The following is a 14,634-nucleotide window of genomic DNA, read 5'->3' on the forward strand; positions in this document are numbered from 1 at the left end:
GTGGACTTAGGAAAGATATCTTCTGGAAAAGGTATCATGACCACTCACTTTTACGGTTTTGAGCCCTGCTCTATAGAAACTGGGTCCACAAGGGAAAGAATTGGTGTCAACCCTTTGGATAGAGCTAAATATATACTTTCTGTTAGGAATGTATTATAAAAGATTATATATTAGATGGTATTAAAGTTTTTACTTATATTATGTATCAAAATTATATATTGCACAGAATGCATTTAAGCAACCTTAGCAATATATAATTTTCGTTATAGAATTATCCAAAAAATTTTCAACTAAGAATTTCTAAATAAGTTTTATGCAAATCATTTATTAATTTTTCCCATTTGTAATTTTCATTTACATGATTTTTAAGAATACTATCCTTACGTTTTTCAAATCCTTTTTTTACTGCATCTTCGATACTATCATTATTATATGGGTCACAAAATAAAGCCATATTCTTAAAATATTCTTTTGCACACCCCTCATTGGATGATACTACATTGCAGCCACTTGCTGCTGCCTCAAGTGAAGATAATCCTGGCATTGCTACAAAACTTGGATTTACATGAACCTGTGCAAATCTATATGCATTGTATACATTATAGTTATCCACAAAACCTAAATATACTACATTTGAAAAGCTAGTACATTGTTTAAGATATTCGTTGTCATCTACACTTCCTATTAGAACTAACTGCTTTCCTAGTTTTGCACATATACTGCATAAAGCAAGTTGATTTTTGCTCTCACATATTCTTCCAACACATAAGGCGTAATTGTTTAAATTGTATCGCTCTGTAAAATTATATAAAGGTATATCTTCATCTTCAACTTCTACACCATTATAGATAACAGTGCATTTGGTCTCAACATTAAATTCATTTTGAATAAGCTCTTTTTCTAATTCACTATTACATATTATAATCTTACTCTTTTTTAATATTTCCTCTTTATAACTACTGCATTTTTCATATAGTTTCATATTTTCAATTTTATTATTTATCATATGATATTTTTTCATATCCCAGTGCATAGGCGATATTACAATGTTGTTTTTGTAAAAATGAGCAATTTTGTAATATCTGTATATTTCCCCAGCATTATCAATATTAAACAAATGCACTATATCATAATCTTTATAATCATATATACCACCATTATTTATATCTACTGTTACCCCTAATTTACGTAAATATTCAGCTGTCTTAATTACCTTAATAGAATCCGCTGCAAAATTTCTATAATAATCTTGTCGAACACACAATAAAACTTTCATTAAGCATTTCCCCCTATAGGCTTACTAGTTTCACTATATAACATTTTTTAACCATTTAGGCAAACATACTCAGTATGTTAACTTTATTCTCTCTACTTTTATTTATATACTATTAGTTTATGCTGTAAATGTTTCTACATAATTAAGTAAAGTTCATTATTAAATTTATATATGATTGATAGGACTCGCTTATAACTAAATTAAATATTCAATATGTTAATATAATTAAGTATCAAATATATGGTTCTGATATAATAAAAGCACCTATAACATATATAGCTGCTTTATCATAATATCTAATTCTTGCTTTTTCATAAGTTAGTTAACAATATCTTAATTTTGGTATGTTCTTACTGCAATAGTAGTTCTTTCTACACACACATCAAAAACTCCTTGGGTAATATATCCATAATTTTTATGTTATTTTACTATTCTATTTTTGATATTTTTTTCTTTCTGTTTCATAAAGATTATTACCTTCACTATCTATTACAACAACAGCCGGAAAATCTACTACAGTTAGTTTTCTAACGGCTTCTGGGCCCAAATCTTCAAACGCAATAATTTCACATTTTTTTATTGATTTAGAAATAAGAGCTCCAGCTCCTCCTATTGCAGCAAAATAAATAGCGCCATTTTTCTTCATTGAATCTACTACTATTTTGCTTCTAAGCCCTTTTCCAATCATTCCAGTAAGACCTAATTCAAGAAGTGGAACAGTCAAATCATCCATTCTATAACTAGTAGTTGGACCAGCAGATCCTATTACATTTCCTGGTTTAGTTGGAGAGGGTCCTACATAATATATAATAGCATCTTTTGGATTGAAAGGTAGTTTTTCACTATTATTAATTGCATCTACTAACCTCTGATGAGCTGCATCTCTTCCTGTATACATAGTTCCTGATATTAAGACACTATCTCCTGATTTTAATTTTTTTAACTTCTCTTGTGTTAACGGAGTAGTTATATGCTTAATTTCCATTATTACCACTCCCTATATTATTGTCATTGCATGTCTTGCCACATGACAGTTAATATTTACTGCCACTGGTAATCCAGCAATATGTGTTGCAAAAGCTTCCACATTAACGGCAAGAGCTGTAGTGTTCCCACCTAGTCCTTGAGGTCCTATTCCTAATGCATTAATTTTCTCTAGTAAAGTTAACTCAATTTCTTTTAGATGCTCTGCTTTATTATGACTACCAATATCTCTTGTTAATGCTTTCTTAGCAAGATACATTGCTTTATCTGATGTACCTCCAATTCCAACACCTACAACGATAGGTGGGCATGGATTTGGACCTGCAAGTGAAACTGCTTCTACAACAAAATCAAATACACCAGCTAACCCATCTGATGGTTTAAGCATTTTTAATCTACTCATATTCTCACTACCAAAACCTTTTGGAGCTAATGTTACTTTGACTTTATCACCTGGAACAATATCATAATAGATTACAGCAGGAGTATTATCTCCTGTGTTTTTTCGTTTTAAAGGATCTCCAACAACAGATTTTCTTAAATATCCTTCTTTATATCCACGTCGTACTCCTTCGTTAATAGCATCTGTAATATTTCCACCTATTAACTGTACTTCTTGGCCTACCTCTACAAATACTACAGCCATACCTGTGTCCTGACAAATTGGGACTTGGTCATTTTTCGCAATTTCAGCATTTTTAAGCAAATTACTTATTATATCTCTTCCTACAGGGGATGTTTCTTCCTTTTCAGCTTTATGAAAGGCGCTTAATACGTCTTCTCCAACATAAAAATTAGTCTTAATACTCATGTCTTTTAAAGCATTTTCAATTTCTTTTACATCAACTTTACGCATGAATCAACAACTCCTTCCATTTTTTTAATTTTCCAAGCAATGGTCTATTTTCTTCAAGACTCATATGATATTTTTTAACATGGTCAAGACTAAGTTCTTTCACATTAACATTTTTGCGATTTTTACCTGCATATGATCCTGCTCTACGTCCAAAAGCAATAATATCTAAAATCTAAGATTGCAATTTCCAAACATATTCACCTAACTTATTAATATATCCTATTCTTTTGCCAACCTCAACTCTTGCAATTCCATCAACAAATCCATACGCCTCTTCAAAATTAGGCTCTATAATTATTTTACCTGTACTATCTATGTAACCCCACTTTTCTCCTATTTGAACAGCTATTAACCCCTCGCTCATAATATCTATTTCTTCAAATTTTGCTGATATTGTATTACTCCCATTTTTATCAATGCAACCGTATTTTTCATTTTCACAAATTACTGCTGTACCATTATAAAAATTATCTGCCCATTGAAATTTAGGTTTTATAATTATTTCTCCACTAAGATTTATAAATCCATATTTTTCTCTCATTTCAATTGGCGCTAATCCCTCACTAAACTCTCCACATACAGCATATTTAAGTGGTATAATCGTTTTTCCCTTATTGTCTATATAACCATATTTACCATTAGCACATACAGATGCCATTCCACTATTAAATTCATATGCATAGTCATAAATTGCATCTATTATAATCTTGCCATTTTTATCTATATAAGCTATTTTACCACCTATTTGTACTGCCGCTAATCCTTCACTAAAATCGTTAGCATCTAAAAAGTTTGGCTTTACTACCTCTGTACCTTGTCTATCAATATACCCCCACATGTAACCTTTCTTAACTGATGCTCTTCCTTCAATAAAGGAATTAGCCTCTTCATATTTGGGTTCAACTATAAGGTCCCCATTTAAATTAATATATCCTTTTTTACCATCTAACTTTATTACAGCAAAACCTTCATTAAACTGCTTAACTTCATCATATTTAGGCTCTATAATAAATTCTCCATCTTTATTAATAAATCCACATTTTTCATCTATACTAACTATTGCTAATTCTCCTTCAAATTCCTGTGCATCATTAAATTTGCATTCAATAACTACATTTCCTTTATTATCTATATAACCATATCTCTTTTTATATTTAACAGGATACAAATTTTTCTCATTGTTCATAGTTAAAACTTCCCTTCTATTTTGATCATCATCTGAGATACTGTAGCATTAACGCCTTCAAAATGATATTAATACATTTGATTTTAATTAGTTACATTTTCCCCACTTACAAGTAAATAATTTCTTTGGAGGTGTCGTTAAAAACCTCAGTAACTAATATTATACACTTGTTACATATGATATTATTATACGCTGAGATAATTTAAATAAAAGTAATTTTAAAATGCTGCTTTTAATAGAAATTTATATATATTACTATAAAATAATGCTTACAGGACAATGATCTGATCCTACAACCTCATTTAAAATAGACGCTTCTTTTAATTCGCTTATTAAATTCTCAGTTACAAAAAAATAATCAAGTCTCCAACCAACATTCTTTTCCCTAGCTTTAAATCTGTAACTCCACCAAGAATATTTCACTTCTTCCTCGTGAAGATATCTAAATGTATCAACATAACCATAAGATATGAATTTATCCATCCAAGCCCTTTCTATAGGTAAAAAGCCTGAATATTTTTCGTTAGCTTTTGGATTTTTAATATCAATTTCATTATGTGCTGTATTGTAATCTCCACAAATGATTAACTTTTTTCCTTTTTTTCTCAATGTCTCACAATAGTTGAGTAATGCATCATAAAATTCCATTTTATAATTTAATCGATTATCATCTTTCTGACCATTAGGGAAATATATATTAAAAACAGTACAATTTTCGAATTCTGTTATTAATATCCTACCTTCGCTATCAAATTTTTCAATTCCAATTCCATAAGTCACAGATATTGGTTTTTGCTTTGTATATGTAGCTACACCACTATAACCCTTCTTTTGCGCACAAGAAAAATACGAGTAATAACCTTTTATGTTTTTAAGCTCTTCACTTATTTGATTTTCTTGTATTTTTGTTTCTTGTATACATAAAATTTCAGGTTGATCAACAATTATCCATTCAATAAACCCCTTGTTTTTTATAGCTCTTATGCCATTAACGTTCCATGAATAAATTTTCACAAAAACACCTTCCTTATATTGCTATTTTATAATACTATATTTATTCTTTGCTATTTACTAATAAAAATTCAGTATGTAAATATCTTAATATTAATATATCATATTTTCAATAATATAAAACTTCAATAATGAATAATTATTCATTATTTGCAGGAAATCATTTTTTAAAAATATATTGTTATTATCACCCTTATGTTTAAATCGGAATACTATTATAATGTAAGGAGGCGTTGTAAATGAATTATAAAGAAAAACACACTGGAAACAAAGAAAAATTTTACTTTTATTTAAAGGATGTAATCATAAAATTATTTAAAGACAAGCTCAAAATAGACGGAAAACACATTTTAATACCAGATAATGAGGACTTAAATTATGAAGTCGAATTTAATGGTAATAAAAATGATGGTAATTTTACAATTAAAGTTAATTGGGGACAAAATTCTAAACAAGCTCAGATATTAGAGGATAAGCCTAAGCAAGTAGAGAAAATCAATGATAGCTCTAGCCAATATGAAGAATTCGAAGAAAAATCTAAACTAGCTGAAAATTTCAAAGAAAATTTTAAAGAAAATACTAATATAAACTCCGATGGTATGGAAATAACCACCAATGTAGACTTTGACTACGAACCATTTGAGTTTTAGTAAATTTTAAATAAATCCTGAGGATGCATTATAAAATACTACAATATACATTTCACAATTAATTTTGCAAAACTTTTCTTTTCCTCTCTACCTATTAATGCTCCTCAGGCATTTGTATATAACTATAAATTTGAGAACTTAAAAAATTACCTTTGTCATCAAGATTTTACTGCTAGTAGTCTCCTTCTTACCGTTTCAAAAGAAATATCTATTAACCATATATAAAGCATATACCGTGTTGTGGTATAATTAGCATACACAATATTTCATAACAAATATGTTAAAATTAAGAGGTAATAAATGAAATTTAATAGAATTGCAAAAGTTTTTGGTTATATGTACCAATTACATCGTAGAAACTTTAAGTTGTACTTTAAACACATACATGATCCATTACATGAACCAGTAGTAACAAACTCTATTCACTGGGTAGGACACGCTACTGTAGTTATCAATTTGAATGATAAAATTATAGTAACCGACCCTGTAACAAGTAAAAATCTTGGTCAAATAAAAAGGTTAGTCAAACCATCTTTAAACCTTTCCAAAATTAATATTGATTATATACTTCTATCCCATGGCCATATGGATCATATGAATTACTCGACTCTTAGAAAAATTAATAAAGATGCTATAGTTATCGCACCTGAAAATCTAATATTTTCTTTAAAAATCTTAGGGTTTAAAAATATAATTATATTAACACATAATCAAATATATAATGATAATTACATAAAAATAAAAGCTTTAGAAGCTAACCATGATGGAAAACGTTATCCTTGGGAAGCTAGTGCTGAGAGTAACTCCTATGTAATTGAAAGATGTTCAAGAAAAGTTTTTTTTGCTGGGGATACCGCCTATACTGATGAATATAGAGATTTAATAGCTGATGTTGCTATTATGCCCGTAGGTTGCTATAAACCAGATGAATTTCAAAATTTGCATTGCTCACCTGAGCAAAGCTTTAAAATGTTTAAAATGATGAACGCTAAAATTATGATTCCAATTCATTATAAAACGTATATTTTAGCTCAAGATGATGATGAGGTTACTAATCAAACTTTAAAAAAAATAAACGATGGTAGTATTAAGATTATTGATATTGGACAAACTGTAAAATTAGAAAATTCCAAATGAAATTAAAAAATAGACACAGAATCTCTTAAAGATTCTAGTGTCTGTTTTTTTAGATAAATAAATCTTCAATGTCATTTTGGCTCATCTGAGAAAGCAGTAATTCTGCTCCCGTTTTATTGTTGATTACGCTTTTTGAAATTTGTTTTTTCTTTTCTTGCAATTTAAATATCTTTTCTTCTATAGTCCCTCTTGCAATCAATTTTATTACTTCTACCGTTTTCTTCTGACCAATTCTATGAGCTCTATCTGTTGCTTGGTCTTCTACGGCTGGATTCCACCAAGGATCAAAATGTATTACCATATCTGCACCAGTAAGATTTATGCCAGTTCCACCCGCTTTAAGAGAAATTAAAAATACCTGCGAATCACCTGCATTAAAAGTTTTAACCATTTCTACCCTCTTTTCTGCCTTTGTTGAACCATCAAGATACATATACTTTATCACCTTGTTTTCTAATCTAACTGAAATATTTTTTAAAACCCTTGTGAACTGAGAAAATATTAATATTCTGTGGCCTTGCTCTAAACTATTCTCCAAGATTTCATCTAAAGCATCCATTTTGCCACTACCTCCATTATAATTTTCTATGAAAGTTGAAGGGTCACAACATATCTGTCTTAACCTTGTTAATATTGATAATACTTTAAACTTACTTTTATTAAATCCCTTTTCCTTAATATCATCTTTAAGTTCACCTTTTGCATCACTTAAATAAGCTAGATATACCTTCTTCTGCTGCTCAGTCATTTCTACTGAGATCCTATGTTCAATTTTAGGAGGTAAATCTTTTGCAACCTGAAGTTTAGTCCGCCTAAGTATAAATGGTTTAACATGATTATTTAGTTCCTCAAGTGCCTCCTTGCTTTTATTTTTCACTATAGGGACTTCATATTTTTTTAAAAAAGCACTATGATTTAACATATAACCTGGCATTATGAAGTCAAAGATTGACCAAAGCTCTGTAAGCGAATTTTCAATAGGGGTTCCTGTAAGTGCAAATTTACATTGGGCATGTATTTTTTTTACAGAGTGTGCACTTAATGAATTAAAATTTTTAATAAACTGTGCCTCATCTAAAAAGCAGTATCTAAATTTTATGTTTTCATAATCCTCAAGGTCCCGTCTAATAAGTGCATATGTTGTAATAACTACATCACAGTCATCAATATTTTGTTTTTGTTCATTTCTTTGTCTTTTGCTCCCAGATATAACAATGCAATTTAGTGAAGGTGCAAATTTCTCTATTTCATCTTTCCAATTATATACAACTGACGTAGGACATACTACAAGTGTTGGCATTTTACCCTCATTTTCTTCTACTTCAGATTGTATAAACGCTATTGCCTGAAGTGTTTTTCCAAGCCCCATTTCATCTGCTAGAATTCCTCCAAATCCACAACTCGCAAGTGTTTTTAACCACTTAAATCCTATCTTTTGATAATCTCTCATTATGTTATCTAAAGTTTTAGGTATTATAGTTTTTAGTTCCTTTATATTCCTTACAGTATTGACCAAATCATTAAATTTTTTATTTGTTTCAACGAAATCCATCTGTTCTCTTTTTAGTTTTTCTTCTATGTATATAGCATTATATTTTGAAAGTAGAATTTTGTTTTTAGAAATATCACTGTCTTTTATATTTAGATACCCTATCATTTGAGCAACCTTTAATATATTATCTGAATCTAATAATACAAAGCTTCCATTTTTAAGCCTATGATACTTTCTCTTTTCCCTTAGTGACGCAAATATATCTTTAAGTTCAGTATTATTTACCCCATCAATACTAAAGCTAAACTCTAGAAAATTGTTTTTATTAAGAGTTATATTTGATTTATATCCAGTGTTTCCATGCACCTTGATTTTTTTAAATTCTTCAGAATAGTATACCTCTGCAACATTTTGTAGTTTTACTAATCCTGATACTAAAAATTTTAGAAGTTTATCCTCGTCTTTCATCTCAAATTTCTTGCCTACGCGAGTAAAACCAAAATCATAAAATTGATTTATAATGCTCATTTCCTTTTCCATGTCTCTTATAAGTGTTCTATTTTCTTCTATTTTGTTTTCACTAACGTTAAAAGGATTTATCTCAATATCCCCATACTTAAATGTTATACTTACTTCTACATTTTTGGATTTTTTTTCAAAATAAATAAGTGCTTTGAGCTCTTTTATATAGAATTCTTTTTCAATTGACATGTCTATATCAACCTTACCACTTATCTTATTTAAAGTTGGAATCACAAATGAAGCTACATCATTTTTTTCTTCTTCATAAAATTCTATGCTGTTATGATTTTCTTCTTTAAATCTATTATAAAATGGCAAATACCCGTCTCTTTGTTTAATTGGTGGCTCATATATTTTACCTTCATAGAAAAAGAATTCACCATCACTAGTTAACGCAGTAGGCAAAAGTTTATTTTGCTTAAGTATAAATTTATCATTTTCTCTAATAATTTTAAATTCTAAAGGTATAGACTCCCTTAATATATGTACATTATTAAACGTTTCACCATCCATTACCACTGTTAAGTCCCTAGTGTATAAACATTTAAATAACCTTTTTATCATGCTATCTGTAAAGAAAGCTTTTTTACCAGACAAAAACTTTATAGTATTACCCCTATATTTATCGACAGAACTTGCCACTGCTTGTAATTCACTTACTTCATTAAAAAGCTCTATAATATTTAAATCTTCTTTTTGAAAACAATGCAAATAAGGATTGTATGTGAACTTCTTACCAAATTCCATAGTTTGATAACTTTTATTATAGCAAACAAAGAATTCTTTTATGTTTTTAACCACATATAACTTATCCTCACCAACTTTAAGACCCACAAAAGGTTTGCTATTATAAACATTAGACTCACATTCATATTTTATTTCTATATTTAAATATAATTTTGTCCTCGGTTCATCACTTATATTTTTAGATATTTGTTTAATTAGGTTATTTGTTTTATCCATTTTTTTGGTTTTAAGTATCTGTTCCTTTTCATGAACATATTTTAACAATGTAGCAACTACATGTTCGCACATGTTTGTTTGTCCATAATAACTGTAATAGGCATTACAATCACAATGATATGTTATAAAATTATCAACATTGTTAAAACTCGCATCTACTTTATACTGAGTAAACTTTGAAGACTCTACTTTTGAACTTATCTTTGTTTCTATAAGGTCTCCTGCTTCTTGAATATCTATATCCATATGTTTAACCTTATTACTTTGATATTCTTCATGTCCTCTCTTATAGGTTCCTGATTCACTATCTTTTTCTATAATCTTTTCATCAATATCAATCAAAATTTCACCCACCTAAAATTTTTTAAGTTTTATTTTTCTACATTAGTGTGCTTAATATTACTATTTATATTATGTAATACATAAAAATTGCGGTTTGTTTGCAAATAAACACTCAACATAAACAATATAATTATTAATACAAATTTAAAGAAAGTATTCACCCTATAAAATGTAACACATTTTATTATTTAATATAAAAAGGTAATCCCAGCAAAATAAATTTTATGCTGGGATTACCTATATACGTTATTATACTTATTATCATTTTATATGTAATGAAAAATATTGGCTAGGATGGCAGGATTCGAACCTGCGAATGCCAGAGTCAGAGTCTAGTGCCTTACCGCTTGGCTACACCCCAATACAATTTAATGGTGACTCCTAGGGGAATCGAACCCCTGAATCCACCGTGAGAGGGTGGCGTCTTAACCTCTTGACCAAGGAGTCGTACTTAGTATTAACACTACGAAATATAGTATAACTCTTAATATAGTATAAGTCAAATTTTTTTAGAAAATAGTGTATTAATTATTATAACTTGGAATTATAACAATGAATTAGGTATGTTTAAATCATATCAAACACCCATTTTTATATTCTCACTAGTATTTCATTTATATTTTTGCTGACCTTTACTCTTTCATCATAAACCCAATCTACATCAAATTCTAATTTGAATCTTTTAGAGAATGAATAATAGATATTTATTTTTTGATAATATGTTTCCAAATCGTCTAAATTGCTTTTTAAACATTCTGGTTTAAATAACCTATCTTGTTTATAAATAAATAGCTCTTCTACATAAAGCAAAAATGTATTCATTAATTCTTCTCTTGATATATCAAATGGAACTTTTAATAAATCCCATTGAACTTCTTGCTTTAGTTTATAATTCTTTATTCTGTCTAAAATTAATATATAATCACTAATATCCATCTTAGTATAATAATCTAATTTCTCTTCTCTAGTACTCCATAAAACTAGTTTTTCAATTAACGGTAACCCTTTAATTTTCACTATCGCATCTGATGGTCCAATAACTGCTTTCTTTATTTCTTCATCTTGAACTTCTAATCTAGATTTAATGAAATTTTGAGTATTTCCAGCGCTAGCTACATACCCTACATCATAGATACCTCGCCTGCCTGCACGTCCACCAACCTGTTTTACTTCTTGTGATGTTAGTTCACGCACTTCTTCACCGTCAAACTTTTTTATACTCATAAAAACAATTCTTCTAATAGGTAAATTAACTCCCATGCCGATTGCATCAGTAGTTACTAAAACTTTCGCCACCTTATTGGTAAATTGTTCGTATTGCATTTTTCTAACTTCTGGTGGTAGATCACCGTATATTATGCTAGTTTTAATACCTATACTAGAATACCTTTCTGCTATTTCCAATACTCTCTTTTTAGAAAACACTACAATTGCATCGCCCACTCGAATATCCTTATAATTAAAATCTATATTTTCAGCTTTTAAGGGAATATCTCTTGTATATTCTTTTATCTCATACTTATCCCCACAATCATTTATAATTATTTCTAGTATGTTTTTTGCATTAGCAGCTCCACATATATTAATTTCACTGCATCTTAATCCTAATAAAGCTTTACTCCATGCCATTCCCCTATGTTGGTCTTTAATCATTTGAATTTCATCAATTACAGCTATATCATAATATTCCTTTAAATTAGCCATTTCTATTGTACACGAAACATGGGTTGAACCTATCTTTAATATTTGTTCTTCTCCAGTTAATAGGTCACAAATTATTCCCTCATTATTTAATTTTTCAAAATTCTCTAAAGCAAGAATTCTTAGTGGTGATAAATATATACCTTTTTGTGCGGTTTTTAGACGTTCTACAGCATTATAAGTTTTACCGGTATTCGTATCACCTAAATGAATATATACCCTCCTATCCATATTTCTAGCTTCTGTATACTCATCCTTGGGGTTGTCAGGAAAATTTTCTTCAAACTCCTTAATAACTAATTTAGGTATATGTTGCTTTGTGAGTAATATCATGAACCCATAATTTAAAAAAGTGTTATAGTTTCCTCTTAAAACCTTATAAAACTCAAAATCAGTACCATTCCTATCGTTATAATCCTCTAGCATTCTTTTTGATATATCCTCTAATAATTCCTCGTATTTCTCATATACCTTTTCAAAATCCTTGAAACCTTCGTTTTCCATTTCTTTAATCTTTTTTAATTTTTTTCTTATGGCTGTTTCATGTTCAATAAGAGCTCCTAGCTTTGAATGATGAACTATGTCTTCAATTTGACTAATTTGACTCTTTATTTTTTTAAATTCTCTTTGGGATACATTTTTTTTCATCTAGTCTCCTCCAGTATTTAATTCTTATTATATTTTTCCACAACTTTGTATTTATAATACCTTTTTTATAATACTATAAAAAAAACATCCAACTTAATTATTCTAAGTTAGATGTTATGTTTATAATGTTTGTAAAATTTCTCTTTTTATTTCATTAAACTTAATTGATGTAATTATATCCTTAGTTCTATCTTTGGGAAGTTCAACTATAATTTCTTTTTTTATTGTTGCTGGCTTATCTGATAATACATATATTCTGTCAGACAAAAATATAGCTTCTTCAATATCATGAGTTATAAATATTATAGTGGCGTTAAGCTCTTTAATTACTTTTAAAAGCCAAGAATGCATCTTCGCCCTAGTAATTGCATCAAGTGCACCAAAAGGCTCATCTAACAACATAATATCAGAGGATGCCATATATGTTCTAAGTAAAGCAGCCCTCTGCCTCATACCTCCTGATAACTGAAATGGATATTTATATTCAAAGCCTAGAATTCCAAAAACTTTAAAATAGTTAAGAACCTGAATTCTTGCATTTTTTTTAGAAATACCCTTTATAATAAGAGGTAATGCTACATTGTCAATAATATTCTTCCAAGGAAGTAGCAAATCCTTCTGATGCATATAGCTTACCTTTTTAAGACGACTTCTGCATTCCTTTCCATCAATTATAATTTCACCAGCATCTTAATCTAAAAGACCTGATATAATATTAAAAATTGTACTTTTACCACTTCCACTAGGCCCAAGCAAACTTATAAATTCATTGTTATTTGCATAAAAAGAAACATTCTTTATTATATTCATATTTCCAAAGTTTTTCTTAATATTTACTAATCTTATTTTTTCGTTATTTGTTTGGTAAGTACTCATTAGTAAATGCCTCACTTGCTTTCATATCTTTATCTATAAGCTTTCTATCTAAAAGAAATTTAGTGTAATTGTTCCAGACAGATTCTTTCATTACTCCCCATCTTTTAGCTTCAGCTTTATATTGTGTATTCATATATTTTTGACTTTCAAGCGCAAGAGTTTTATCTGTCTCAGGTGCATTTTTCACTAAGATATTAGCACTTTCTTCGGGTTTTGCTATAGAATATTCATATCCCTTTGTGACAGCCTTCAAAAATTTTCTTGCCGTTTGAGGATCTTGTTTTAACTTATTTTCATTAGCTATTATTACTGGAGTATAATAATCTAAATCTGAATTTAACTTTCTAATGTCAATATAGTTTATGGGGATTTTTTTAAGTTTAGCTTCTATTCCTGTCCATCCGTAAAATATCCATTCGAAATCAATATTTTTTTTAGTTACAGCAAAAAAATCATCTGTTCCTGCATCGACTATTTTTAATTTTGAAAAATCAGCATTATCTTTTTGCATAAGTGCTTTTAATATAGCACCTTCAGAAGGTGAACCCCATCCACCATATGTTTTTCCTGAAAAATCTTTAGGTGACTTGATATTTTTTTCCTTAGGAGATGCAAACCCAGAAGTGTTATGTTGCATAATTGTTGCTATAGCCTTGATTGGGAGTGGCTCTTTAGCAGTTCTTGCATATGTTACATCTTCTTGATAACTTACACCAAAATCTCCTTTTCCAGCAGCAATTAAGCTTGCAGTACTTCCCTGTGCTGGCTGAATAATATTCACATCTAATCCTTCTTCTTTAAAAAAGCCCTTATCTTTTGCTACATACAATCCAGTATGATTCGTGTTTGGTATCCAATCTAAAATAACAGTAATCTTTTTCAAGGGTACTTCTTTTTTTGCATTTTCTTTTTTCACGCTGCAACCTACAAACAATGTCATAGTCATAGAAGTCGCTAATAATATTGAAATTACTTTTTTTAACATAACCT

General features: G+C 29.1%; 11 protein-coding genes, 2 tRNA genes and 1 pseudogene. 3 read left to right on the plus strand and 11 right to left on the minus strand.

From position 1 onward, the window contains the following. Window positions 1-159, plus strand: coding sequence for a hypothetical protein (locus KPL38_RS19565; protein ID WP_312884168.1), 159 nt, complete (start codon window positions 1-3; stop codon window positions 157-159). A gap of 127 nt (window positions 160-286) precedes the next feature. On the opposite strand, the gene KPL38_RS07035 is transcribed toward KPL38_RS19565, so the two are convergent. From KPL38_RS07035 to KPL38_RS07055, 5 genes are all read right to left on the minus strand, one after another. After that, entirely contained in the window at window positions 287-1,276 is a 990-nt protein-coding gene (locus KPL38_RS07035; protein ID WP_216288442.1) for a glycosyltransferase family 4 protein, read from the minus strand. A 433-nt stretch (window positions 1,277-1,709) separates the two neighbouring features. Beyond that, a complete protein-coding gene (locus KPL38_RS07040) occupies window positions 1,710-2,261 on the minus strand; it encodes a Fe-S-containing hydro-lyase (protein ID WP_216288443.1) in 552 nt (183 codons plus the stop codon). Window positions 2,262-2,273: 12 nt separating this feature from the next. Then, window positions 2,274-3,116 carry a fumarate hydratase gene (locus KPL38_RS07045; protein WP_216288444.1) on the minus strand — a complete coding sequence of 281 codons (843 nt, stop codon included), beginning with the start codon at window positions 3,114-3,116 and terminating at the stop codon, window positions 2,274-2,276. Window positions 3,117-3,288: 172 nt separating this feature from the next. Next, entirely contained in the window at window positions 3,289-4,302 is a 1,014-nt protein-coding gene (locus KPL38_RS07050; protein WP_216288445.1) for a WG repeat-containing protein, read from the minus strand. Window positions 4,303-4,557: 255 nt separating this feature from the next. Continuing rightward, the gene (locus KPL38_RS07055) at window positions 4,558-5,316 is read right to left on the minus strand and encodes an exodeoxyribonuclease III (protein WP_216288446.1); all 759 of its coding nucleotides are present in this window, start codon (window positions 5,314-5,316) and stop codon (window positions 4,558-4,560) included. Between the two features lie 236 nt (window positions 5,317-5,552). Here KPL38_RS07055 and KPL38_RS07060 point away from each other — a divergent pair, with 236 nt between their 5' ends. Together KPL38_RS07060 and KPL38_RS07065 are read left to right on the plus strand one after the other, a co-directional pair. Then, a complete protein-coding gene (locus tag KPL38_RS07060; protein ID WP_216288447.1) occupies window positions 5,553-5,963 on the plus strand; it encodes a hypothetical protein in 411 nt (136 codons plus the stop codon). A 300-nt stretch (window positions 5,964-6,263) separates the two neighbouring features. Next, window positions 6,264-7,100 (plus strand): MBL fold metallo-hydrolase, encoded by an 837-nt coding sequence (locus tag KPL38_RS07065; RefSeq protein ID WP_216288448.1) that lies wholly within the window; start codon window positions 6,264-6,266, stop codon window positions 7,098-7,100. Window positions 7,101-7,149: 49 nt separating this feature from the next. Here KPL38_RS07065 and KPL38_RS07070 read toward each other — a convergent pair whose 3' ends face one another. The 6 genes and pseudogenes from KPL38_RS07070 to KPL38_RS07095 all read right to left on the minus strand — a co-directional run bounded on the left by KPL38_RS07070 (window position 7,150) and on the right by KPL38_RS07095 (window position 14,629). Further along, a complete protein-coding gene (locus KPL38_RS07070; RefSeq protein WP_376769024.1) occupies window positions 7,150-10,416 on the minus strand; it encodes an SNF2 helicase associated domain-containing protein in 3,267 nt (1,088 codons plus the stop codon). A 289-nt stretch (window positions 10,417-10,705) separates the two neighbouring features. Further along, window positions 10,706-10,780 (minus strand) — tRNA-Gln (locus KPL38_RS07075). Window positions 10,781-10,791: 11 nt separating this feature from the next. Then, window positions 10,792-10,866 (minus strand) — tRNA-Glu (locus tag KPL38_RS07080). Window positions 10,867-11,010: 144 nt separating this feature from the next. After that, a complete protein-coding gene (locus KPL38_RS07085) occupies window positions 11,011-12,768 on the minus strand; it encodes a helicase-related protein (RefSeq protein ID WP_216288449.1) in 1,758 nt (585 codons plus the stop codon). A gap of 120 nt (window positions 12,769-12,888) precedes the next feature. After that, a pseudogene (locus KPL38_RS07090) lies at window positions 12,889-13,644 on the minus strand (ABC transporter ATP-binding protein). Next, window positions 13,622-14,629, minus strand: coding sequence for an ABC transporter substrate-binding protein (locus KPL38_RS07095; protein ID WP_216288450.1), 1,008 nt, complete (start codon window positions 14,627-14,629; stop codon window positions 13,622-13,624). The pseudogene KPL38_RS07090 and the gene KPL38_RS07095 overlap by 23 nt, the downstream one beginning before the upstream one ends. Window positions 14,630-14,634: the final 5 nt, after the last annotated feature.

It is taken from the genome of Clostridium psychrophilum, assembly GCF_018861705.1.
GTDB lineage: Bacteria > Bacillota > Clostridia > Clostridiales > Clostridiaceae > Clostridium_AD > Clostridium_AD psychrophilum.